Source organism: Arthrobacter sp. UC242_113, from assembly GCF_044054585.1.
GTDB lineage: Bacteria > Actinomycetota > Actinomycetes > Actinomycetales > Micrococcaceae > Arthrobacter.
Genome location: NZ_CP171968.1, coordinates 4,059,506 through 4,082,781, shown reverse-complemented (window position 1 = coordinate 4,082,781; position 23,276 = coordinate 4,059,506). Strand labels below are relative to the sequence as shown.

At 65.6% G+C, this 23,276-nt stretch carries 22 protein-coding genes, 1 tRNA gene and 2 pseudogenes; 13 read left to right on the top strand and 12 right to left on the bottom strand.

What is annotated here, in order from left to right; translation table 11 throughout:
- Positions 1-63 precede the first annotated feature (63 nt).
- The 5 genes from ACHMXB_RS18585 to ACHMXB_RS18565 all read left to right on the top strand — a co-directional run bounded on the left by ACHMXB_RS18585 (position 64) and on the right by ACHMXB_RS18565 (position 4,823).
- Positions 64-1,521, top strand: coding sequence for a family 43 glycosylhydrolase (locus ACHMXB_RS18585; protein ID WP_395400800.1), 1,458 nt, complete (start codon positions 64-66; stop codon positions 1,519-1,521).
- A gap of 215 nt (positions 1,522-1,736) precedes the next feature.
- Positions 1,737-2,831, top strand: coding sequence for an LLM class flavin-dependent oxidoreductase (locus ACHMXB_RS18580; RefSeq protein ID WP_395400798.1), 1,095 nt, complete (start codon positions 1,737-1,739; stop codon positions 2,829-2,831).
- A 634-nt stretch (positions 2,832-3,465) separates the two neighbouring features.
- Complete coding sequence (locus ACHMXB_RS18575) at positions 3,466-3,762, top strand: hypothetical protein (RefSeq protein ID WP_395400796.1); 297 nt, start codon at positions 3,466-3,468, stop codon at positions 3,760-3,762.
- Between the two features lie 83 nt (positions 3,763-3,845).
- Positions 3,846-4,418 (top strand): TetR/AcrR family transcriptional regulator, encoded by a 573-nt coding sequence (locus tag ACHMXB_RS18570; RefSeq protein ID WP_395405336.1) that lies wholly within the window; start codon positions 3,846-3,848, stop codon positions 4,416-4,418.
- 132 nt (positions 4,419-4,550) lie between these two features.
- Positions 4,551-4,823 carry a hypothetical protein gene (locus ACHMXB_RS18565; RefSeq protein WP_395400794.1) on the top strand — a complete coding sequence of 91 codons (273 nt, stop codon included), beginning with the start codon at positions 4,551-4,553 and terminating at the stop codon, positions 4,821-4,823.
- A 74-nt stretch (positions 4,824-4,897) separates the two neighbouring features.
- Here ACHMXB_RS18565 and ACHMXB_RS18560 read toward each other — a convergent pair whose 3' ends face one another.
- Entirely contained in the window at positions 4,898-5,074 is a 177-nt protein-coding gene (locus tag ACHMXB_RS18560) for a CsbD family protein (RefSeq protein ID WP_395400792.1), read from the bottom strand.
- A 271-nt stretch (positions 5,075-5,345) separates the two neighbouring features.
- Here ACHMXB_RS18560 and ACHMXB_RS18555 point away from each other — a divergent pair, with 271 nt between their 5' ends.
- The gene (locus ACHMXB_RS18555; RefSeq protein ID WP_395400790.1) at positions 5,346-5,687 is read left to right on the top strand and encodes a DUF5655 domain-containing protein; all 342 of its coding nucleotides are present in this window, start codon (positions 5,346-5,348) and stop codon (positions 5,685-5,687) included.
- Positions 5,688-6,032: 345 nt separating this feature from the next.
- On the opposite strand, the gene ACHMXB_RS18550 is transcribed toward ACHMXB_RS18555, so the two are convergent.
- A complete protein-coding gene (locus ACHMXB_RS18550; RefSeq protein ID WP_395400788.1) occupies positions 6,033-6,281 on the bottom strand; it encodes a hypothetical protein in 249 nt (82 codons plus the stop codon).
- A gap of 67 nt (positions 6,282-6,348) precedes the next feature.
- A tRNA-Lys gene (locus tag ACHMXB_RS18545) sits at positions 6,349-6,421 on the bottom strand.
- Positions 6,422-6,704: 283 nt separating this feature from the next.
- On the opposite strand from ACHMXB_RS18545, the gene ACHMXB_RS18540 reads away from it, so the two are divergent.
- The 3 genes from ACHMXB_RS18540 to ACHMXB_RS18530 all read left to right on the top strand — a co-directional run bounded on the left by ACHMXB_RS18540 (position 6,705) and on the right by ACHMXB_RS18530 (position 8,914).
- The gene (locus ACHMXB_RS18540) at positions 6,705-7,127 is read left to right on the top strand and encodes an Hsp20/alpha crystallin family protein (RefSeq protein WP_395400786.1); all 423 of its coding nucleotides are present in this window, start codon (positions 6,705-6,707) and stop codon (positions 7,125-7,127) included.
- A 393-nt stretch (positions 7,128-7,520) separates the two neighbouring features.
- Positions 7,521-7,736 carry a hypothetical protein gene (locus ACHMXB_RS18535; RefSeq protein WP_395400784.1) on the top strand — a complete coding sequence of 72 codons (216 nt, stop codon included), beginning with the start codon at positions 7,521-7,523 and terminating at the stop codon, positions 7,734-7,736.
- A 77-nt stretch (positions 7,737-7,813) separates the two neighbouring features.
- Positions 7,814-8,914: a S1C family serine protease gene (locus ACHMXB_RS18530; protein ID WP_395400782.1), complete on the top strand. Its 1,101-nt coding sequence runs from the start codon at positions 7,814-7,816 to the stop codon at positions 8,912-8,914.
- Here the strand turns inward: ACHMXB_RS18530 and ACHMXB_RS18525 are convergent.
- Both ACHMXB_RS18525 and ACHMXB_RS18520 read right to left on the bottom strand, forming a co-directional pair.
- Positions 8,911-9,819 carry a DMT family transporter gene (locus ACHMXB_RS18525; RefSeq protein WP_395400780.1) on the bottom strand — a complete coding sequence of 303 codons (909 nt, stop codon included), beginning with the start codon at positions 9,817-9,819 and terminating at the stop codon, positions 8,911-8,913. The two genes, ACHMXB_RS18530 and ACHMXB_RS18525, sit on opposite strands and share 4 nt — an antisense overlap.
- Before the next feature lie 17 nt (positions 9,820-9,836).
- Positions 9,837-10,433 (bottom strand): TetR/AcrR family transcriptional regulator, encoded by a 597-nt coding sequence (locus ACHMXB_RS18520; RefSeq protein ID WP_395400778.1) that lies wholly within the window; start codon positions 10,431-10,433, stop codon positions 9,837-9,839.
- Positions 10,434-10,778: 345 nt separating this feature from the next.
- On the opposite strand from ACHMXB_RS18520, the gene chvE reads away from it, so the two are divergent.
- The 4 genes from chvE (at position 10,779) to ACHMXB_RS18500 (ending at position 15,107) form a co-directional block, all read left to right on the top strand.
- Positions 10,779-11,903, top strand: a complete 1,125-nt coding sequence (chvE, locus tag ACHMXB_RS18515) for a multiple monosaccharide ABC transporter substrate-binding protein (RefSeq protein WP_395400776.1) — start codon at positions 10,779-10,781, stop codon at positions 11,901-11,903.
- Between the two features lie 112 nt (positions 11,904-12,015).
- Complete coding sequence (mmsA, locus tag ACHMXB_RS18510) at positions 12,016-13,545, top strand: multiple monosaccharide ABC transporter ATP-binding protein (protein ID WP_395400774.1); 1,530 nt, start codon at positions 12,016-12,018, stop codon at positions 13,543-13,545.
- A gap of 5 nt (positions 13,546-13,550) precedes the next feature.
- On the top strand, positions 13,551-14,864 hold the full coding sequence (mmsB, locus tag ACHMXB_RS18505) for a multiple monosaccharide ABC transporter permease (protein ID WP_395400772.1): 1,314 nt from the start codon (positions 13,551-13,553) through the stop codon (positions 14,862-14,864).
- 33 nt (positions 14,865-14,897) lie between these two features.
- Entirely contained in the window at positions 14,898-15,107 is a 210-nt protein-coding gene (locus ACHMXB_RS18500) for a hypothetical protein (protein WP_395400770.1), read from the top strand.
- Positions 15,108-15,191: 84 nt separating this feature from the next.
- Here ACHMXB_RS18500 and ACHMXB_RS18495 read toward each other — a convergent pair.
- From ACHMXB_RS18495 to ACHMXB_RS18465, 7 genes and pseudogenes are all read right to left on the bottom strand, one after another.
- Positions 15,192-15,962, bottom strand: a pseudogene (locus tag ACHMXB_RS18495) (NAD-dependent epimerase/dehydratase family protein).
- Between the two features lie 101 nt (positions 15,963-16,063).
- On the bottom strand, positions 16,064-17,080 hold the full coding sequence (locus ACHMXB_RS18490; RefSeq protein WP_395400768.1) for a LacI family DNA-binding transcriptional regulator: 1,017 nt from the start codon (positions 17,078-17,080) through the stop codon (positions 16,064-16,066).
- Positions 17,077-17,991, bottom strand: a complete 915-nt coding sequence (locus ACHMXB_RS18485; RefSeq protein ID WP_395400766.1) for an aldose 1-epimerase family protein — start codon at positions 17,989-17,991, stop codon at positions 17,077-17,079. The genes ACHMXB_RS18490 and ACHMXB_RS18485 overlap by 4 nt, the downstream gene beginning before the upstream one ends.
- Positions 17,988-19,508 carry an L-arabinose isomerase gene (gene araA, locus ACHMXB_RS18480; RefSeq protein ID WP_395400764.1) on the bottom strand — a complete coding sequence of 507 codons (1,521 nt, stop codon included), beginning with the start codon at positions 19,506-19,508 and terminating at the stop codon, positions 17,988-17,990. The genes ACHMXB_RS18485 and araA overlap by 4 nt, the downstream gene beginning before the upstream one ends.
- Before the next feature lie 82 nt (positions 19,509-19,590).
- Entirely contained in the window at positions 19,591-20,301 is a 711-nt protein-coding gene (locus tag ACHMXB_RS18475; protein WP_395400762.1) for an L-ribulose-5-phosphate 4-epimerase, read from the bottom strand.
- Positions 20,298-22,054, bottom strand: a pseudogene (gene araB, locus ACHMXB_RS18470) (ribulokinase). The gene ACHMXB_RS18475 and the pseudogene araB overlap by 4 nt, the downstream one beginning before the upstream one ends.
- A 105-nt stretch (positions 22,055-22,159) precedes the next feature.
- Complete coding sequence (locus ACHMXB_RS18465) at positions 22,160-23,170, bottom strand: LacI family DNA-binding transcriptional regulator (RefSeq protein ID WP_111902251.1); 1,011 nt, start codon at positions 23,168-23,170, stop codon at positions 22,160-22,162.
- Positions 23,171-23,276: the final 106 nt, after the last annotated feature.

Below are 23,276 nucleotides of genomic sequence, written 5' to 3'. Positions count from 1 at the left end.
CGCACGTCACCTCCCGTACGTCATCTCCCGTACGTCGATCCCGCACGTCGAAAGGTTTTCAGCATGAATGACTCCGCCAACCGCCAGTTCTCCCGCCGGCTGTTCCTCGGCTCCGGAACCGCCGCAGCCGTCGCCTTCGCTGTAGCGGGTGCCGGAGGCGGTGCCCTGGTGGCTGCACCTGCAGCTGCCGCAGCTCCGGCCAGCTCTACTCCGGTGATCAACCCGGTGGTGCCGCAGCGGGCGGACCCGTGGCTCATGAAGCACACGGACGGCAAGTACTACTTCACCGGCTCCGTGCCCGAGTACAACCGCATCATCGTGCGCTCCTCCCCCACCATCGCCGGCCTGGGCAGCGCTTCGGAGGCCGTCGTGTGGACGCGGCCCGCGTCCGGAACCATGGGCGGCCACATCTGGGCGCCCGAACTGCACCACTTCGACGGAAAGTGGCACATCTACTTCGCCGCCGGCGACAGCAACGACGTGTTCCGGGTGCGGATCTATGTGATTTCCACGGACGCGGCGGACCCGACCAACGCCGTCTGGGGTGCACCGGCCCGGGTGTTCACGCACGCGGACACGTTCTCGCTCGATGCCACCACCTTCGAGCACGCCGGCACGCGGTATCTGCTGTGGGCGCAGAGCGACACCGGCGTGAACTCCAGCCTGTACATCGCCTCCATGTCGTCGCCGTCCATGCTCTCCAGCACGCCGGTCCGCATTGCCGTGCCGACGCTGGACTGGGAGACCCGCGGCTACAAGGTCAACGAGGGCGCCGCGGTGATCAAGCGGAACGGCCGCATCTTCGTCACGTTCTCCGCGAGCGCCACGGACGCCAACTACTGCATGGGCCTCCTGACGGCCGACGCCGGCGCCGACCTGCTCAACGCGGCGTCCTGGACCAAGACACCCACTCCGGTTTTCACCACCAACGAGGGCTCGAAGCAGTACGGGCCCGGCCACAACTCCTTCACCGTTGATGAGGCCGGCAACGACGTGCTCGTGTACCACGCACGGTCCTACCGCAACATCGTGGGCGACCCGCTTTACGACCCCAACCGGCACGCCCGGGTCCAGCGGCTGTACTGGAACGCGGACGGCACGCCGAACTTCGGCGTCCCGGTGGGCGACGGCGAACTGCCGGTCCGCCTGGAACCCGCCTCTGCTTCGGGTACTTTCCTGGCGCACGACGGCGTCACCGTCACCGCCGCTTCCTCCCCTGCGCTGGGAGCGTCCCAGTTCCGGCTCGCCCCGGGGTACGCCAAGAAGAACTCGGTGGTCATCGAACCGGTGCTGACCAAGGGCCGTTATCTCCGGGTGCAGGGATCGTCGGTGGGCATCGCGACAACGGAGGGGGCGTCGTCGGCCTTCCTTCAGCGGGGCGGACTCTCGGATGCTAGTGGGGCCTCGTTCGAGTCGGTCGACGTTCCCGGCTCGTACCTGGTGCTCCGGAACGGTGCCCTCGTGCTGGCGAAGGTAGGGAAGAACGAGCGGGCTGCGGCCACGTTCTTCCTGCGCTCCTAAAGGCTGTGCTTCCAAGGACTCCGGCACGCTCCGGCTTCGGGGCGCGTTGGTGAGTGTGACTCGCGGGTGATGTGGTGATTGCCTGTTGCAGGTTGCGATGAATGCAGGGCCGGCGGTTTATTCGCCGGCCCTGCATTTTTATGTCCTCAGGCAGGAACCGCCCGGTCCGGCGCATATTCTGGGGATCAGCCGTACCCCGATCCTGAAGGAAGCTCATGCCCGACACCTCACGTCCCCTACGCAAGCTTGGATTCCTGACTATTGGCCTGTTCGATCCGGCGGATCCCGCTCCTGGCCACCAAGCCACTTTGCAGATCATCGAACTTGGTGAGCAGCTCGGATTCGACAGCGCCTGGCTGCGCCACCGCCACCTGCAGTTCGGAATCTCCTCCCCCATTGCAATCATGGCCGCCGCCAGCCAGCGCACCTCCCGGATCGAGCTTGGAACCGCTGTAACGCCGCTGGGCTGGGAAAACCCATTGCGCCTGGCCGAGGACCTTGCAACCGTGGACCTGCTCGCCGGGGGACGAATCAACCCGGGACTGAGCGTGGGTGAACCAATGCACTACGACACCGTAAAGCACGAGCTGTACCCGGATTCCTCAGAGCTGGAGGACTTCGGCTACGCCCGCATGGATCGGCTTGCCCGTCTGATCTCAGGGGAACCGGTGCGGGACTTTTCCGGCAAGCAGGGTGTGGTCGAGGAGTTCTCCAACCGCGTCGAGCCGCACTCCCCCGGGCTGCGCGACCGCCTTTGGTATGGGGCGGCCAGCAGAAAGTCGGCAGTCTGGGCCGGTTCAAACGGTTTCAATTTGCTCTCCAGCAGTGTGGTCTTTCCTGAAGCGGATCAGGAACCGGACTTTGCCCGCATTCAGCAATCGCAGATTCGTGCCTTCCGTGACGCCGCCGCAACGTCAGCCCAAGCGGATGCACCCGCGCGGGTCTCGCAGGGCCTGGTGGTGATCCCGACCGATTCAGCGTCGCCGGACCAGCGGGAGAAATACCAGCGGTACGTCGATGAACGGACTCCCCGCACACGGGCGCCGCAGGGGCCAAAGGGCATGCTGTTCGCCCCGGACCTCATCGGCACCAGCGATGAAATCGCCGAGCAGTTGTACGCGCACGCAGGATTCCAGGAAGTCGACGAGGTGGCCTTCGCACTACCCTTCAGCTTCGACCATGAGGACTACGTCCAGATCCTTACAGACATCGCCGGCAAACTGGGACCCGCCCTTGGATGGACTCCGCAGACCCGATCCACCCCCACCATGAGTGGGCCGGCGCCGGCTGTTTCAAGGTCCGGGGAATAGGCGGTTGCACCCTTCCGGACGAAGAGTTCCATGAATGTGGGCGCAAGCTTGATGATGGGCCACCATTGGCCGCCACCGCTGCCCGCCGCCTGCGCGGACTGGTGGCATTTCTGTTTCCCAGCACGAGGGCAACCCGCTGCTCTACCTTGACGGGAAACGTTCGTGGATCTGGTGGATTCAAGGCTTTTCAGGGGCGTGTACAGGCTCTAGGCTTCTGGCTCACCCGCCTGCTCCAGGAGGCTTTTGTGCGCAGCCCTGATCAAATGGACCGAGAGGTTCAGATAGCAGCGACGCCCCAGCTGGATCAGCGGATAGCGAGGCTGATCCCGGAGGCTGAGCTCCGGCCGCAAACGACTGCGATAGGAAAGCAGTCCAGGACGATCTGGTGTGTTACAGCAGCGATTGTGGCCGTTGCCGGAGGCGTCGTCCTGTGGCGGGCAGTGCGCCCGGTTCCCGAACCGGAAGTCGCACCTGAGGGTGAAACGGCCGGGGACCGCCCGCCGGACGTGCAACCAGTCGCATAAGCCTGGACCCAGCAACTCGTCCTTGTCGCGTTCGTGGTACCCATTGCCGCGGAGTCAGGAAGGGTCCAGCATGGTTGCACCCGCCATTAACATCATCCAGAGGAGCAGCTATGGACGCCACGGCATATGGAATTGTGCATTTCTTTGCGCAGGGCACTAAGGAGCAGTACGAGGCCTCTATTGCCGCTGTCCACCCAGGGGAAGGGCGCTTGCCGGCGGGGCAGATCTTTCATGCCGCCGGTCCTTCGACGGGCGGCTGGACAATTCTTGCTGTCCACGATTCGAAAGCGAGCTGGGAACAGTTCCGGGACAACACGCTTCTTCCTCGTCTTCAGCAGGGTATCGAGGGTGGTTTTACATCCATGCCTGAGGAAACTGCCATCGACGTATACAAAATCATGCCCTAGGGACAGGTTCATGCTGCCGATTGAAACGGAAGGGCACTAACACTGACTGACGCTGACCTTCCGGTGTCGGCACTGAGGATCCTATCCTCAATACCGCCTACGATTTGTTCTCCCGGCGGGGTCTCCGGGATGTCGGCGTGAACGAATTGATCGAGTCATCAGGGGTTGCCAAGTCGACGTTCTACCGTCACTTCCCATCCAAGGACGACCTGGTCTTGGCAGTCCTGGCTCGCCGGGACCAGATCTGGTTCGCGGAGGTCGTGGCTGAAGCTCAGAGCCGCAGTGCGACCCCGGAGGAAGAGCTCCTTATCATCTTTGACGTGTTCGCCGACTGGCTCGGGGACGGCGGATACGAGTCCAACGTTTTTATCAAGATCCTGATGGAAATGGGGCCGGACCATCCCCTGGGCAAGGCCTGCGTGGGCTACATGGCAAGGGTCCGGGGACACGCGCAAACCTTGGCCGAGGAAGCCGGGCTGGAGCGCTCTGTTGATTTCGCTCGGGCGTGGCACCTCTTGCTGAAGGGCACCGTCGTAACCGCCATGGAAGGCGACCCGCAGGCGGCCGAACTGGCCCAGTCGATGGCCAGGTCCCTCATCGAGCGCCACCGCCACCCGACCGTAGTTTCACTTCCAAGATTGCCGCCTCAATCTTGAGGCCCGCTGCGAACGGCACCCCACCAACGTTACTGGTGGGTAAGGCTTATGTTCGGCAGATACAGGGGCTAATCTTTCGATGGTGTCCCGGGGCAACGATCTCGGGCAGGGAACTTACGGAGGGTCGGATTCATGGCAACGGCAGTGACCTTTTCCGTGACGGCTATACCCAAAAACGGTGCGCAGGGCAGCTTCCGCAACTCCGTTTTGAGCCTGCGGACAGATGACCTGCAGGATTGCATCCTGTCCGTGTTCCATATCAGCGACTCGTACGCACTGTTCAGCGGCGAAGCCCTCCCTGCCCCGCACACGACCAGCAACGCCGCGCTTCGGGCATACCTGCTGCGACGGCTCGCCGTAGACGACCCCGGCTTGGACTTCGAGGTAGCGGTGAAAGTCAGCTAGCCGGTACGGCACGCTGTCATGCCGACGCACGAAAGGGTGCACCGATGCGGTGCACCCTTTCGCTGGTGTTCGGTTCAGTCCTTCTTGAAGGCGTCCTTGACCTTCTCGCCGGCCTGCTTCAAATCACCCTTGGCCTGATCGGCCTGGCCTTCTTTTCGCAGGCTTTCATCGCCGGATGCGGCGCCTGCCGCTTCCTTGCCCTTGCCGCCGGCCTTCTCAGCAGCGTTCTCGATCTTGTCGCCTAGTCCCATGGTGTTTCCTCCTCTGGTTGGCGGCCGTTCGATTCGGCCATACGAACAACATAAGCATGCTTAGCATTGCATTTCAAACTTTGGGGCGTACCAGTGGCAGGAAGATAGAGCCCGCCGTTGCCTGCACATTCCCCGAAGGGATTGGCCAGCGATAGGTGGACCCGATTCCACCGGGCGCGAGGATCGGATCGGGAGCCGGCGCATCCCGGTCACGCGTGCCTAGTGGTGGTGCTACTGGCTCGAGGATGTGATTGGGCCTTAAGCTGGCTGAGTGGCGCGAACGGCGAGAGAACGCATCGATAGTGACCCAATCTCATCCGAGGTCTATGAGGCGCTGGCTACCGAGATTTCGGCACTCGACGGGTGTGAACTGCAGGAGAAAGCCTCTTCGTTCCACGTCGCACACGGACGTGCATTCCTTGGCATCCATCCCCGCCGCGGCGGCCTCCTGATCAACATCGTTCTCGACAGGCAACTGGAGTCAGCACGCGTGCACCGTGCGGAGCGGGTCTCCGCCAACCGGTGGCACAACGAGATCATTCTGCATGGCCGTAGAGAGATCGAAACCGAACTCCGGACATGGATTAACGAGGCGTATTCCCATACCGCCTGAGCGTCGGGCCATGGATTCACAAGTCGGCAACTCCGCGCTGCGGGATGTTCCCAGTCCCCCTGGGCGGCCGCCGTGGCGCCCTCCAGCGCCGGCTGTCGGCTCGACCGCCCTCTACCATGTGTCAGAGTAAAGTTGTAACCGGCCGGCGGCGGACAGCCGACTGGCGTCCCCCCACGCCAGCGGTCCCCAGCTCCGTCGTCGGTCCTTTACCCTCGTCGCCTTTTACAAACGAATTCAGCCGCTTCCATGGGCCGGTGCGAGTCAGATAATAGGGAGTATTTCAAGCATCGAAATGCTGGCGGATAGTTTGCGTGTCAGTCCGTCCGCTCAGGCAGCTCCAGGATTCTAGGACAATCCGGTAGTTCCATACTGATTCCAGGTTGGTTCCCGTCCGGGGATGTTGCGGCTGAGCAGGTCCAACAGTTCGCCCTGGTTCAGGCCTGTCGCCTCGCTGACCTCGGCCAGGGTTGCTTCCCCGTTGCGCAGCAGTGCCGCGGCGCATTCCCGGAGCGTCACGTATGCGGCGTCCAAGGCGGTTTCGGCCGTGGCAATGACTGCCGCCAGCGCCCTGATTCTCTGGAGTTCGGGGTTCATTGTCCTAAGCACCTCCTTGCGTCAGATCTACGCCCGGATCACTCCCGCTGAGCGATCCGGCCGGGTGTGCACCCGGTGGGGCTCGAACCCACGACCCGAGGATTAAAAGTCCCCTGCTCTTCCGGCTGAGCTACGGGTGCATGTTGCCCTGACCAGTACCCGTCGTTGTTCCGTTTGTTCGCATACTCGAATCTATATCAGCCACCATAGATTTATTAGCACCGGACGCAGCCGGACGCAATAGCCTCCTCGCCCTAATCCGGGCGCCAATCGCGCCCTTGGGGAACCCCCCGCGGCCCGTGAATCCATCGAAAAAAACTACAGCACTGGGACACCAAAAGACTTGCAGGCGGCAACTCGGAGTGCTATTAAATCTATGTCAGCGGATATAGATCCGGTCGAAGGCGATCAAGGAGGTATGTGATGTTGATGCTCGATCCGTTCCGTCACCTGGACCGCCTCGCCGAGCAGGTTTTGGGCACGGTTGCCCACCCGGCGGCCATGCCAATGGACGCTTGGCGGGAAGGCGATAATTACGTCTTTGCGCTTGACCTGCCTGGCATGGACAGCGACGCGATCGATCTGGGTGTGGAGAAGAATGTGCTGACCGTGCGCGCCGAACGGAAGGCCCCCTACGGTGAGGACACCGAGCTCGTGGCCGCCGAGCGGCCCCGCGGCGTCTTCAGCCGCCAGATCATTCTCGGTGACGCCATGGAGGCAGATAAGGTCAAGGCAAGCTACGACGCTGGCGTGCTGATGTTGCGGATCCCGGTCGCGGCCCAGGCCGCCCCGCGCAAGATTGAAATCGAAACCAAGGGAGGCCAGCAACAAATCAACGCAGCCTAATAGACCGGGACGGGATGCCCGTTACACGCAAACGCTGCCTCTTCGGGCGTCAGGCATTCACAGAACGCCACCGCGCCTTGTAGCGCACATGCAGCCGCCGCGCACGGCCGTCCCTCCCGGCGGTCCCCGGCCATAGACGGCCGGGGACCGTCCCACATCCAGCGGCAGCCATTCATCCGGGGCGGCTGGTTCCTTGGCGTACTGTGGGTCCGGATCGGTGGATTTTGCTTGGCAACACGGAGCTGGACGTGTCCATGCATAGGTCCTGTGCGGTGGTGTCTTGTAGGGGGTGGCGCAGTGAATGATGGGGGCCGACCCGTCGCGTACACAGCATTGGTAAAGGGGACGCCGGTCGTGTCCGATGCTGGGTCAAGATTTGGAACGCTGGAGCGGGTGTTGGACGACCATGGGGATATCCTTCACGGAATACTTGTCTCCACGGCTACCGGCCTGCGCTTTGTGGCCCGGGACAACATCGAGCGGATGACAACCACCCAGATCCGCTGCTCCCTCACCGACGAGCAAATCAAGGAACTGCCCCCGCCCCCGCCGGCGGTGCAGTCGAGGACCAGGCCGTGGTTCACACGTCCGCGGGGCAAGGCACGATAATCCATGTGGCCCGGGCGTCTGGTCTGCGCTCCCCCTACCGGAGATACTTGTGAGGACCTGCTGCGTTAGGAAAGCACATGGGATTCAGGCCAGCTTCACGTCCCTGCCACCGCCACCTCCGGGCCGCGGCGTTGACGGCCGCCCTCATCTTTGCAATGACCGGGTGCACGAACCAGCAACCCCCGGCCGGATCTTCCGGCGCCGACTCCCCCACCGTGCAGGGCAGCCAGAACACCACAACGCAGAGCTCCCAGAGCGCCCGACCGCCCGAGGCCGCAGCCGACATACCCGCGGTCATCCAGAACGTCCAGCCATCCGTGGTCACCGTCTTCACCCAGGACGGACTCGGAAGCGGCGTGGTGTACGCCGCGGACGGGCTGATCCTGACCAACGAGCACGTCGTGCGGGGAAACACAAACGTCGAGGTAGCCTTCGCTGACGGGCGACGGGTGCCGGGCAAAGTGCGGGCCACAGACGCGATTTCAGACCTGGCGCTCGTGGAAGCGCAACGCAAAGACCTCCCGGCCGCCAAGTTCCAGAAAGAGCTGCCCCGCATCGGGGAACTGGCGATCGTTATCGGGTCCCCGTTGGGCTTTGAAAACACTGCCACGTCGGGGATCATTTCCGGGCTGCACCGCCAGATTCCGGGCTCAGCGGCGAGCAGCCAATCACTCGTGGACCTGATTCAGACCGACGCCGCCATAAGCCCAGGCAATTCCGGGGGCGCGGTAGTGAACTCCCGCGGTGAGATCGTGGGCATCAGCGAAGCCTACATTCCACCCCAGTCCGGCGCTGTGGCCCTGGGCTTCGCCATTCCGGCAGCCACAGCTGTTCAAGTGGCAGAACAGTTACTGAAAGACGGCAAAGCGGACCACTCCTTCATCGGCCTGTCCCCCTCCGATATCACTTCGCAAATCGCCGAACAGCTTCACCTGCCCGACACCGAGGGCGTCCTGGTCCTTTCAGTGGTAAGGAACGGCCCCGCTGACCGTGCAGGGCTCAGGCCTGGGGACGTGCTGCTGTCCCTCGAAGGTCAAAAACTCAACGCACCCGAGGACCTGTTGGCTGCGCTCCGAAGCAAGGCCCCAGGGCAGGCCGTGAGCGTCCAGTACCGCAGGGGTGCAGACGTCGGGGACACTAAAGTGACGCTGTCGGAGCGGCCAACCGCCGACGGCTAGGCTGGTGCGATGCGCTGCTGGCGCGGCGTCAGGACGAACAAACTCCCCAGCACCAGAACGACGCCGAGCCAGCCCAGCGCCGGCAACCGCTCGCCCACGACCACGACCGCCAGCACGGCCGCGACGACGGTCTCCATGAGGGAAAGGCCCGTTGCGGTGCTGGCACGGACTCGGGCCAACCCCCAACCGAACAGGACGTACCCTGCGAACATCGGCACAAGCGCCATGTACGCCCCGACAGTGAAGTTGGTCCACGACTCAAGGAGCGGCCGGCCGGTCACGGCAAGCACGGGCATCAGCAGCAGTCCGCCGAGCCCGAACACAGCACCCATGGCCGCCCGGGACGACACTCCGCTGCTGATCAGGCGGTGAGCGGCCCACGAGTACAGCGCGTAGGTCACGCCCGCCACAAGCCCCAAAATGATGCCCGCCGGCACGGCCCAGGATGCGGCAAGGGCGCCAGGGCGTTCCGCGCTCTCACCGGCAAAACTCAGGAGTCCGGCGCCCGCCACCCCGATCAGCGCGCCGAGCACCCAGCGGCGGGTCAGCACCTTCCGCTCCGCCAACCGCTCGATAACAGCTGACGCCAGTGGGGCCGAGCCGATCGAGACCACCGTTCCGAGCGCCACGCCAGCTAGTCGCATGGAGCTGTAAAAGGCGAGGGGGTACACCGCGACGGCGGCCGCCCCCATTGCGACAAGCAGCCACCGGCCGCGGAGTCTGCCCCAATGGCTCGCGATCGGCTGCACCGCGCACAGCGCCTGGAGCAGCCCGCCCACACCCATTGCCACCGCACCGATGGCAAGCGGACTCACGGACGGCGCGAATGTGGCAGCCGTTCCCGTCGTCCCCCACAGCGCCGACGCACCCACGACAAAGATGGCGCCCAGGAGGGGCCCGTTCATACGGCCAAGCACCCCCCTCACAGCTCCTCCAGCATCTGGGCAGCGATCATCCGGGCCTCCTGCAGGCAGCCGTCTTCGCCTTCAAGGCCTGCCCTGGCCATGGACCCCTCGAGCAGGAAGGCCAGGTGCCGGGCCACCCTGGCCGCCGCCTCATCCTGCCCCGGCAGCAGCTCCCCGACATGCGTGAGCAGGAGGCCCTCGACCTCTTCCTTGTCCTGCCGCACGGTCAGCCTTCCGGGAGCGCCCGCAGGCAGTTCCGCGGCGGCATTCAGCAGGCCGCACCCCCTGAAGCCGTGTTCGTAGGCAAAGTTCGCGTGGTCAATATAGGCGTCGAACACAGCCAGGAGACGTTCCCGGGGAGTGGCGGCCACGGCAACGCGGGCCCGGTACAGGGCGATCCATTCCTCGTGGCGGGCGGCGAGGTAGGCCGCCACCAGGTCCGCCTTGGAAGCGAAGTTGTTGTAGAGGCTTTTCTTGGCCACGCCGGCCGCCGCGGTGATGGAGTCGATGCCCGTGGCGGAAACGCCGTCCGCATAGAAGAGGCGGGCCGCAGCCTCGAGCAGCGATGCGCGGGCCGGCCGCTTGGTTGCCGGCTGGCCTTCATATGAAGCCACGGTGATACCTCCAGCAGAGACGAGTGAGTAGGTAGACCAGTCTACCTACTCATCCTTACCCCACAAGGGGCGAGGAAAGAGCGCGACGGGCGGGCGCCGCCGTCGTCACCAATTTGTGTCTTGCTTCACAGCGCTACCGCGGATAATATTGACCAAGATTGTTAGCGCTAACAGAAATGTTGGGGCAGCCGGGGTCTCCGCTCCGGAAATGACAGCCCTCCGGTGCCGGTCCTGCGGGACGGCCTCGGTACGCCGGACACAAGTGGCCGGCGCCGGCGGAAAGTACATACGCTTTCCGCTCAAGCACCGATTCGTGGCTTAACCAGGCCACGGAAGGAGAATAACGTGAGAATCAAGAAACTGCTGGGCGCCGTCGCCGTCGTTCTGGCTGTTACGGTGGGGGCCACCGGCTGCGGCAGCCGGCCCGGCGCCACCACCGGAACCAGCAGCGCCGACGCTGCCGGAGCCCTGGTGGGAATCTCCATGCCGACGCAGACGTCGGAGCGGTGGATCGCTGACGGCAAGAACGTCTCGGACTCCCTGGCCAAGCTCGGCTACAAGACGGACCTTCAGTACGCCAATGACGACATCCCCACCCAGGTTTCTCAGATTGAGAACATGCTGACCAAGGGCGCGAAGTCCCTGATCGTCGCGGCCATCGACGGCACCACGCTGACGGACGTCCTGGCCAAGGCCAAGGAACAGAACGTCAAGGTCATCGCCTACGACCGGCTCATCAACGGCACTCCGAACGTTGACTACTACACCACCTTCGACAACTACGAGGTGGGTGTCCAGCAGGCAACGTCCCTGCTGACCGGACTGGGCCTGGTGGATGCCTCCGGCAAGAAGGTCGAGGGCAAGGGCCCGTTCAACGTGGAGCTCTTCGCCGGCAGCCCGGACGACAACAACGCCAACTTCTTCTGGACCGGCGCCATGGACACGCTGAAGCCGTACCTGGATGCCGGCACCCTCAAGGTCCCCAGCGGCCAGACCAAGTTTGAGCAGGCCGCCATCCTGCGCTGGCAGGCCGCAACCGCGCAGAAGAGGATGGAAGACATCCTCACCGCCGCTTACGGCTCGGGCAAGAAGCTCGACGGCGTGCTGTCGCCTTACGACGGCCTCTCCATCGGCATCATCTCCGCCCTGACCAGCACCGGCGGCTACTCCAAGGGCGCCCTGCCGGTAGTGACCGGCCAGGACGCGGAAAAGGGCTCGGTGAAGTCCATCGTCGCCGGCGAGCAGTACTCCACGATCTTCAAGGACACCCGCAAGCTCGGCGAGCAGGCCGTGAAAATGGTGGACGCTGTCCTGAAGGGCCAGCAGCCCGAGACCAACGACACCGAGACCTACAACAACAAGGTCAAGGTTGTCCCGGCATTCCTGCTGAAGTCCGTGATCGTCACCAAGGACAACTACAAGCAGGAACTGATCGACTCCGGTTACTACACGGACGCCGACATCAAGTAGCAGCACGGCACCAAACTGGCGGGGGCGCCTGCAGCCGCAGGCGCCCCCGCACCCCAACAGATCGACCACCGAAACAGATCAGCTCATCGAACAGATCAGCGGGAAATAACCAATGAACGTACCCATTCTTCAGATGCGCGGGATCACGAAGACCTTCCCCGGCGTCAAGGCCCTCCAGGACGTCACCCTGGACGTGAACCGCGGCGAGGTCCACGCGATCTGCGGCGAAAACGGGGCAGGCAAGTCCACCCTGATGAAGGTGCTCTCCGGCGTGTACGCCCACAACACCTTCGAAGGGGACATCCTTTTCGAGAACGAACCGTGCGACTTCGCGTCCATTACGGACAGCGAGAAGCGCGGCATCGTGATCATCCACCAGGAGCTGGCACTGAGCCCGTACCTGTCCATCGCAGAGAACATCTTCCTGGGCAACGAACTGGCCTCCCGCGGCTGGGTGGACTGGCGTAAGACCAACCTGGAGGCGGCCAAGCTGCTGGCCCGCGTTGGCCTGAGCGAGAATCCGGTCACCCCCATCCAGCACATCAGCGTGGGCAAGCAGCAGCTCGTCGAGATCGCCAAGGCACTGTCCAAGGAAGTGAAGCTGCTGATCCTGGACGAGCCCACCGCAGCCCTGAACGACGAGGACTCCGACCACCTGCTGGACCTGATCCTGCACCTGAAAGGCCAGGGCGTCACCAGCATCATCATCAGCCACAAGCTCAATGAAATCCGCAAGGTCGCGGACGCCGTCACCATCATCCGGGACGGCAAGTCCATCGAGACCCTCCGCGTGGACCAGGGCCAGATCACCCAGGAACGCATCATCCGCGGCATGGTGGGCCGCGACCTGGACAGCCTCTACCCGGAGCGCGAACCGCAGATCGGCGAGGAAGTCCTCCGCATCGAAGACTGGACGGTCCAGCACCCGCAGGACCACACCCGCACCGTAGTCCACAACGCCAGCCTCAACGTCCGCAAGGGCGAAGTGGTGGGACTCGCCGGCCTCATGGGCGCCGGCCGCACCGAACTGGCCATGAGCGTCTTCGGCCGCACGTACGGCCGCGCCGTCTCCGGAAAGGTGTTCAAGCACGGCAAGGAAATCAACACCTCCACGGTCCCCGAGGCCATCCGCCACGGCATCGCTTACGCCACCGAGGACCGCAAGCACTACGGCCTGAACCTCATCGAGGACATCAAGCGCAACATCTCCATGGCGGCCCTGCCGAAGCTCTCCAAACGCGGCTGGGTGGACGGCAACCAGGAAACCACGGTGGCCAACAGCTACCGGAAGAGCATGAACATCAAGGCCCCGTCCGTCGCGGCCATCACCGGCAAGCTCTCCGGCGGCAACCAGCAAAAAGTGGTCCTGAGCAAATGGATGTTCTCCGACCCCGACGTGCTGATCCTGGACGAGCCCACCCGCGGCATCGACGTCGGCGCCAAGTTCGAGATCTACACGATCATCGCCGAGCTCGCCGCCCAGGGCAAAGCGGTCATTGTGATCTCCTCCGAGCTCCCGGAGCTCCTGGGCATCTGCGACCGGATCTACACCCTGTCCGCCGGCCACGTCACGGGTGAAGTCCCCATTGCCGAGGCCTCCCAGGAAACCCTCATGCACTACATGACAAAAGAGAAGGAATAACGGACATGTCCGCCCTACGAGAATCCCTCGGCTTCCTGGCAAGCCGCCTCCGCCAGGTCGGCATCTTCGTCGCCCTGATTCTGATCGTCCTGCTGTTCCAGGTCCTCACCGACGGGATCCTGCTCCAGCCGCAGAACGTCAGCAACCTCGTTGTCCAGAACAGCTACATCCTCATCCTGGCCATCGGCATGGTCATGGTCATCATCGCCGGGCACATCGACCTCTCCGTCGGTTCCATCGCCGGGTTCATCGGCGCCGTCGCCGGCGTCATGATCGTCCACTGGGGCTGGGCCTGGTGGGCAGCGATCCCGGCCTGCCTCCTGGTCGGCGCCCTCGTCGGTGCCTGGCAGGGGTACTGGATCGCCTACGTCGGCATCCCCGCGTTCATCGTCACCCTCGCCGGCATGCTCATCTTCCGCGGCCTGACCCTGATCACCCTGAAGAACCAGCAGATCACCCCCTTCCCGGACGAACTCCGCGCCCTCGGCGGCGGCTTCCTCCCGGACATCTCCGGCGGCACCTCCGTGCTCGAATGGCTCACTGTGATCCTCGGCGTCGGCGGCACCGCGTCCCTGCTGTTCCAGTCCATCAAGGAACGCCGCGTGCGCCGCAAGTTCAACCTCGAAAACGAACCCATGGCCTGGTTCGCCACGAAGACCGCGTTCATCGCCGTACTCATGCTCATCATCACGTTCCTCCTCGCCAGCTACCGCGGCACCCCGATCGTGCTGATCGTCCTCGCGGGACTCGTCATCGCGTACTCCGCGCTGATGAACAACAGCATCTTCGGCCGGCACACCTACGCCATCGGCGGAAACCTTCACGCCGCCGAGCTCTCCGGCATCAAGACCAAGGCTGTGACCTTCCGGCTCTTCGTGAACATGGGCGTCCTCGCCGCCCTGGCCGGCCTAATCTTCACGGCCCGCCTGAACTCGGCGCAGCCCGCCGGCGGCACCGGCTTCGAACTGGACTCCATCGCCGCCGCCTTCATCGGTGGCGCCGCGGTCCAGGGCGGCATCGGAACCGTGGCCGGAGCAATGATCGGCGGCCTCATCATGGGCGTCCTGAACAACGGCATGTCCATCCTCGGCCTCGGCACCGACTACCAGCAGCTCATCAAGGGCCTGGTGCTCCTGCTCGCCGTCGGCTTCGACATCTTCAACAAGAACCGTGCCGGCGGCGGATCCTCCATTGCCAAGCGCTTCAAGCTCAGGACCACCCCGCCCGCCACCGAAACCAAGGCACCGGCAGCAGCCAAAGCACCGGCCGAACCGGCCACGCCGGTGGCAGCCGGCAGCCGCGAATCCGAGAATGCCTAACGACCGGCCACCGGCCAGCAGAAAGGACCAGCCATGACCGCCCTCCTTGATTCCATCGACATCCGCGTCACGAGCCGGCACGCCTTGGACGAGCACCTCGAAGCAGCCGTGAAAAACCTCCAGGACCTGGCGATGCTCACGGGCACGCACGGCATCCTGGTCACGCGCCACCAGCCCGGAAACTACACGGCCGCGCTGTCCGAGCAGGTCCCGTTCGGAATGACGCGCGAAGTCATCCACTGACGCGTCAGTTAAACGCCGAGTCCCTCCCCCGGTAATACCGCGGGAGGGACTCGGCGTTTAAAGGCAGTGAAGGTCGACGGCGGTTCAGCCAGCCACGGCGCCCAGCGGACGGGCGACGCGGAGCTGGTCATGTTCGATGAGCCAGTTCACGGATTCGAGCACGGCCTGTTCGGGCTCGTACCGCGGCGCGTAGCCGAGGACGGACTTGGCCTTTTCGATGGTGAAGCAGTGGCTGCGGTGCAGGTGGCCCCAGCTCGACTCGGCATACTCTGCACTGGTGGACCGGCGGAAGTGATCCCAGGCGACTGTCTCCAGCGTCGCAGTCTGCCCGAACCAGGCGGCAGCGGTCTCGGCATAGCCACGGACGCTGAGCGCGGTGGGGGCGACGATGTTGAAGTCCTCGCCCGCGGCCGCGTCCCGGTGCCCGATGGCCTTCTCGAAGGCCTGGGCGACGTCGTCGGCGTGCACGTGGTGCATCAGTTCGGCGCCGCTGCCTGGAACCTGCAGCGGCTCACCTGAGGCTCTTGCCGTAACGCCAGATGGAGCCGCAATGCAGCAAGTGCCCGATCTCGCCGCGGAGGCGGCCGACCAGCGAGGTCGCAGACTCGAGCGTAAAGCACACCAGGTCAACGACGACGTCGGCCTGCAGTCCCGCTACCCGTTCACCGAACGTGCCGTTCGGTCTTCCTGTTGCCGGTCGGCGGTGACCTGCCGGACCTGCTGCCATTCCGGTGCCTCGGCATAGGTCTTAGAGGTCCCGCGGCTGATATTGATGACCTCGTGGCCGGCGCGAACCAGCCGCGGGACGAGGAAGGTGCCGATGTGGCCGCTGCCGCCGATGACGATGATATTCAAACCCATGGCATCCACAGTAGGGGCCGGAGCGGAGCCAGAGGGAGACCCTGCCAGGGCCACCCGCGCAGCCGCGGCGGCGTTAGCCCGCCGGCGGCGCAGCCTTAGCCCGCCGGTGGCGCCGTGGATCCACGCACCACGAGCCGGGGGTTGAGAACCGAAGCCGCTGCCGAGGGGCCATGGGCCATGTCGGACAGCAGCATCCGGATGCACCGCGCGCCGAGTTCCTTGAAACCCTGGTTCACCGTGGTCAGCGGCGGAACGAAATAGGCGGCCTCCGGCTGGTCGTCGAACCCCACCACGCTGACGTCCTCCGGCACGCGCAGGCCCGCCTCGCTGAACGCGCGCAGCGCCCCCAGGGCCATCTGGTCGTTCGCCGCGAACAGGGCGGTGACGTTGCCTGCGGCTGCCAGTTCCAGGCCGGCGCGGTAGCCGCTTTCGGCGCCCCAGTCCCCCTGAATCAGGACGCCCTCCGGCAGGCCGGCCTGCTCCAGCGTGCGCCGCCAGCCCTCGGTCCGGGCCGCGGCGTCAATCCAGTCCTGCGGCCCTGAAACGTGGGCGATCGCGGCGTGCCCGAGGTTCACCAGGTGCTGCACGGCGAGGGCGGCGCCAACGCGCTGGTTCACGGCCGCGACCGTCAGGTGCTCATCCGCGCGGAACCCCACGGCTACCAGCGGGACGGACAGCGCAATGGTGTGCAGCGATTTGAGCATCGTCTCGTGCGGAACGATCACCACGATCCCGTCCACGGACTGCAGCAGGAAGTGTTCGAGGGCGTCGTGAATGCCGGCCGTGGTCACCTCGCTGAGGCTGGCCATGCTGACGGCATAGCCCTCGTTCCGTGCTGCCTGCTGGACGCCCAGCAGCGTGTTGGCCGGGCCGTAGTGGGCAGTGCCGGCACCCAGGACGCCGATGGCCTGGGAACGCCGGGTGACCAGGCTGCGCGCCGCGGTGTTGCGGCGGTATCCCAGCTCGGCGATGGCGCGTTCCACGCGCCTGCGGGTCTGGGCACTAACGTTCGGATGCGTGTTGAGCACCCGCGAGACGGTCTGGTGGGACACGCCCGCGAGGCGCGCCACGTCCTCCATGACGGGAGGACGTGGCGTTGCCTGGGCGCTCACGTGGCGAAGATGCTCCAGGATGCCTCGTGCGTGGCGCCCGGCTCCAGCCGGATCAGGTCCACGCCGCTGTTGAAGGCATCAGGAGGGCAGGTCATGGGTTCCACGGCGAGCCCCAGACGGTTGGGGGCCGGCGGCTGCTTGTCAGCGGTGTGGATCTGGAGCCACTGGCAGGTGCGGTCCCAGGCCATTCCGACGCCGGTCCCGCCCGGATCCCGGACCAGCACGCGGGCCTGCCCGCCGCCGTCGAATGCTATGTCGGTGAACGCGTGGTCGATCTCGGTGGCGCCGATGGTGCGCGGCGTGCGGAAGTCGAACTCGTGCCCCTCCACGGTGCGCGTTTCCTTCGGCAGCAGCCGGTCCGGGGTGACCACAAGGAACTGCCCGGCAGGGATCTCAAGGGTCCACTCATCGAGCGAAGCCGGCCCAGCCACCAGGTACGGATGCGGGCAGACCCCGTAGGGCGCCGCGGTACCGCCAAGGTTCGACGCCGTGACCTGGCTGTGCAGGCCGTCCTCCGTAAGCCGGTACTCGACGGCGATGCGTACCTCGTGCGGGTAGCCCGCCGTCGGCTGCGGCGTGCAGGACAGCGTCACCGACGACCCGTCCTGCGACTCCAGGTCCCAGTCCAGGCGGAACGCCAGCCCGTGCAGGGCGCAGCCGCGGTCGGTTTCGTTGACCGGAACCTCGTACTCGGCGCCGTCGAACGTGTACCGGCCGTCCGCGATCCGGTTCGGCCAGGGCGCCGCGACGATGCCCCGGTAGTCAGGGATGGGCCCGCCCTCCGGGAACGGAACGATGAGGTCCCGTCCCCGGTGGCGCAGCTCCCGCAGGGCACCGGCCTGTTCCGTAACAACAGCGGTGTACTCCCCCGCCCGGATGTTGTATTCGGTTGCCGCGCGGGACCCGGTCACAGCCTGCCGGCCAGCCGGTAGTATGCGGCGTTCCAGGCCAGTTCCTTCTTGAACTGCTTGAGCGTGGTGCCTTCGTCGATGGTGAGCAGCTCGGTCTGCGCGATCTCGGCAAAGTCCTCGAACACGTCCACGCCCACCTGGGTGGAGAGGACGGTGTGGTGCGCGGCCCCCGCCGTCAGCCAGGCTGCGGCGGAGGTGGCGAAGTCGGGCTTCGGTTCCCAAAGGGCACGTGCCACCGGGAGGTTGGGCAGCGGCTCGTCGAGGTCCACGACGTCGACGGCGTTCGCCACGAGGCGGAAGCGGTCGCGCATGTCGGACAGGGCGACGACGACGCCGGGGCCGGCGTCGGTGTCGAAGACCATGCGGACCGGGTCCTCCTTGCCGCCGATGCCCAGCGGGTGGATTTCGATGCGCGGCTTTGCGGTGGTCAGCGAGGGGCAGACCTCGAGCATGTGCGCGCCGAGGATCTTCTCCTGGCCGGGCACCAGGTGGTACGTATAGTCCTCCATCAGCGAGGCGCCGCCGGGCAGTCCTGCGCCCATGACCTTGGCCGCGCGGATGAGGATTGCGGTCTTCCAGTCCCCCTCGGCGCCGAAGCCGTAGCCGTCGGCCATGAGCCGCTGGACGGCCATGCCGGGCAGCTGCCGCAGTTCGCCGAGGTCCTCGAAGGACGTGGTGAAGGCGGCGGAGCCGTTGGCTTCGAGGAAGCTGCGCAGCCCGAGCTCGATGCGGGCGCTGTAGCGGAGGGATTCATGGCGGGCTCCATCGGAGCGGAGCTCCGGCGCCACATCGTAAAGCCGTTCGTACTCGGCCACCAGGGTGTCGACGTCGGACTCCGCGGCGCCGTGCACGGCGTCGGCGAGTTCGTTGACGGACCAGGTGTTGACCGAGACGCCGAAGCGCAGCTCCGCCTCGGTCTTGTCGCCTTCGGTGACGGCCACGTTGCGCATGTTGTCCCCGAAGCGGGTCAGCTTCAGGTTCCGGACAGCGGCCCAGCCTGCGGCTGCCCGCTGCCAGACGCCCACCTGGCGGGCTACCTCCGGGTTGGACACGTGACCGACGACGGTCTTACGCGGCACGCCGAGCCGGGACTGGATGTAGCCGAACTCGCGGTCGCCGTGCGCGGCCTGGTTCAGGTTCATGAAGTCGAAGTCGATGTCCGCCCAGGGCAGTTCGACGTTGGCCTGGGTGTGCAGGTGCAGCAGTGGCTTGCGGAGCAGGTCCAGGCCCTGGATCCACATCTTGGCCGGGGAGAACGTGTGCATCCACGCCGTCACGCCGATCACGGAGTCGTCCGAGTTGGCTTCCAGGGCGGTCCGGCGGATGGCGTCCGACTCCGTCAGCACAGGCTTCCAGACGAGCTTGACCGGGACCTCCGAGGACTCGTTCAGGGCGGCGGCGATCTCTTGGGACTGGGCCGCCACCTGCTTCAGGACGTCCTCGCCGTAGAGGTGCTGGCTGCCGGTGAGGAACCAGACCTCGTAGTGCTCGAGGGAGGTGTTGTTGGCGCTGGGCATTGGTGTCTCCTTTTGAAAGTCTTTTGGTGTGCGGGGGCCGCGGTGCGCGTGGCGGCCGTGATGCTGAGGGCGGGTGCCCTAACTAGCGGCCGTAAACGTTCTGGTAGCGGTCGTACAGCGACTCGATCTGGGCCGGGTCGATGGCCAGCGGTTCACCGAGCTGCCGGGAGACGTGGACCGTGCGGGCCACTTCCTCGCACATGACGGCGGCCTTGACTGCCGAGCGGGCGTCCTTGCCGATGGTGAACGGGCCGTGGTTCTGCATGAGCACCGCCGGGGAGTTGGAACTCTTGAGCGTCTCCACGATGCCGCGGCCGATCGAATCGTCGCCGATCAGCGCGAACGGGCCCACCGGGATGGGGCCGCCGAATTCATCGCCCATCATGGTCAGCACGCAGGGGATTTCCTCGCCGCGCGCGGCCCAGGCCGTGGCGTAGGTGGAGTGGGTGTGGACCACACCTCCGACGTCGGGCATGTTCCGGTAGACGTACGCGTGCGCGGCGGTGTCCGACGACGGCGTGAGGTCCGGGTTGTCCCACTGGGCCGGGACGCCGTCGGCGTCGGCGCTCAGGCTGCTGACGGGGGTGCCGTAGAGGTCGGTAACCACCATGAGTTCCGGGGTCAGGTCGTCATAGGAGACGCCTGAGGGCTTGATGACCATGAGGTCGTAGCCGGGGATCCGGCCGGAGACGTTCCCTGCCGTCCAGACCACGAGGTGGTACCGGGTCAGCTCGGCGTGCAGTTCGCAGACCTCGCGGCGGATCCGGGCAATGGTTTCCAGCAGTGCGGTCACGCCGAAACCTCCTCAGCGGTCAGGTCAGCGGTCAACGAGTGGGCGTTTGGGGACAGGGACTGGGCGGCATCGCGCTGGATGGCCTTGAGCCGGTGCATGACCTCGTTGGTTCCCCTGCCGAAGTAGTCGTGCAGGGTCCGGTACTCGCGGAACAGTTCGTCGTACGCGGCAACGTTTTCCGGGATCGGCGTGTAGACGGCTCCGGGTGCGGCGCCCATCGCCTCGGAGGCGGCCCGAACATCGGCGTACTTCCCGGCGGCAACGGCCGCGTGGATGGCCGAGCCCAGGGCCGGGCCCTGCGTGGAGCCGATGGTGGAGAGCTGGAGGCCGGTCACGTCGGAGTAGATCTGCATGAGGAGCCGGTTTTTCAGCAGTCCGCCGGCCACGATGAATTCCTAACCGGAACGCCGGAATCCCGGAAGGCGTCCACGATGGTGCGGGTGCCGAAGGCTGTGGCCTCGAGCAGCGCCCGGTAGATGTCCTCGGGCCTGGTGGCGAGGGTCTGGCCGACAACCACGCCGGAAAGCTCGTGGTCCACCAGCACGGAGCGGTTGCCGGAGTGCCAGTCGAGCGCGATCAGGCCGTGCTGGCCGATCGCCTGTCCGGAGGCGAGGTCCGTCAGGTATTCGTGGATGCCCTGCCCAGCCTCGGCGGCGGCCTGATGGTATTCGGGCGGGACGCCGTACTTGGTGAACCAGCCGAAGATGTCGCCTACGCCGGACTGGCCGGCCTCATAGCCCCAGAGCCCGTCGACGATGCCGCCGTCCACCACGCCGCACATGCCGGGTACTTCATGGAGCTCGGCGCCGTTCACGACGTGGCAGGTGGAGGTGCCCATGATGGCCACGAGCTGGCCCGGCTCCACGGCCTTCGCGGCCGGAGCGGTGACGTGCGCGTCCACGTTGCCGACGGCGACGGCGATGCCCTCCGGCAGTCCGGTCCAGGCGGCGGCCTCGGCGGTCAGGTAACCCGCGGCGTCGCCCAGCCGGCCGATGGTGTGGTCCAGCTTGGCGCTCACAAAGTCCTTGAACCGCGGATTCAGCGCCGCGAGGAAGTCATCGGACGGGTAGTGCCCGTCCTGGTAGATGCCCTTGTAGCCGGCGGTGCAGGCGTTGCGGACGTAGTTGCCGCACAGCTGCCAGACGATCCAGTCGGCGGCCTCCACCCAGTGGTCCATTTCGGCGTAGGCCTCGGGGTCCTCCTCCAGCAGCTGCAGCCCCTTGGCAAACTCCCACTCGGACGAGATCAGCCCGCCGTACCGCGGCAGCCAGGACTCGCCGAGATCGGCGGCCAGCGCATTGATCCGGTCAGCCTGCCCCTGGGCGGCGTGGTGCCGCCAGAGCTTGACGTAGGCGTGCGGCCGGTTGGCGTAACCCGGCAGTTCGTTGAGCGGGGTGCCGTCGGCTTTGACGGGAACCATGGTGCAGGCGGTGAAGTCCGTGGCAATTCCGACGACGGCGGCCGGGTCGATCCCGGCGTCCGCGATTGCGGCGGGGACAGCGTGCCGCAGCACGTCCCGGTAGTCGTTGGGCACCTGCAGGGCCCATTCCCCGGGCAGCCGGGCGGCTGTTCCATCGGCAGCGTCAGCCACGTCCGCCGGAAGCACATCGGTGACTACCGCGTGCGGGTAGTCGAACACGCCGCTGCCGAGTTCCTTGCCGTCCCGGACCCGAACAACCACGGCCCGGCCGGACAGGGTGCCGTAGTCCACCCCGATGACATAGTTTTCGCTGCCGTCTGCTGTGACGTCCATGAATCCTCCAGATAAAGGCTCGTTGCTTTCGCGGGCTGAAACTATTGTGAGCGCTAACAACTTTTGCGTCAAGTGCTGTGGATCACCGATTCGGGATCAATGCCTTCAGGCAGGGGCGGAGGTACTCCCGCGCACCACGAGTTCAGGCTCCACCACGGTGGTGCTCACGGTGTCACCCTTCTCGATGGCGCTGAGCATCAGATCCATGCAGCGCCGGCCGAGCTCCTCGAAGTCCTGCCGCACGGTGGTGAGGGGCGGCGTGAAATAGCCCGACTCCGGCTGGTCGTCGAAGCCCACAACTGAGACGTCCTCGGGCACGCGGACGCCCGCCTCACTGAAAGCGCGCAGCAAGCCGAGCGACATCTGGTCATTGCCCACGAACAGCGCCGTTGCGGTCCGCTCCGCAGCCAGCTTCCGCCCGATCTCATAGCCGCTGCCGGCGCTCCAGTCCCCCTCGACCACAAGGTTGTCATCCAGGCCGGCCGCGCGCAGGGCCGCGCTCCAGCCCTCGGCGCGGGCCACGGCGTCGATCCAGTCCTGGGGGCCGGCAATGTGGCCGATCCGGCGGTGGCCCTGCTCAATCAAATGCCCGACGGCGAGCTCGGCCCCCCGCTTCTGATCCACCATGGCGCCGCTCACCGACTCGCTGCCCAGCGATCCCACGGCCACCACCGGCACCCCGGGCTTCAGTTCTTCGAGGGCAAGGAGCGTCTCGGAATGCGGCACGATCACCACGATGCCGTCCACCGACTGGTCCAGGAAGTGCCGGATGGCATCGAAGATCGCCTCGCGGCTCACCGCCCGCAGTGCCGCGATGCTGACGAAGTAGCCGGCATCGCGCGCGGCGTGCTCAACGCCCAGCAAGGTGTTGGCCGGACCGTACTGGGATAGCTCACTGCCGAGCACGCCGATGGTCTGCGACTTCCGGGTCACCAGGCTCCGCGCCGCGGTGTTGCGCCGGTACCCCAACTCGGCAATGGCCGCCTCGACGCGCTCGCGCGTAGCCTTGCTGACGTTGGGGTGGTTGTTGATCACCCGGGACACGGTCTGGTGCGAGACTCCCGCGCGCTCCGCCACATCCTCAAGCCGGGGCATCCGGGCACTGGTTTTTGCCATGGGGTAATTGTGCGCGACCTGAGCCGGAAGCACGAATAGACGCGGCGGGACGTAAAATGGTGGGAGCAAAGGAGCGCTGGCGATGGACGGAAAAGTTCATCATTCT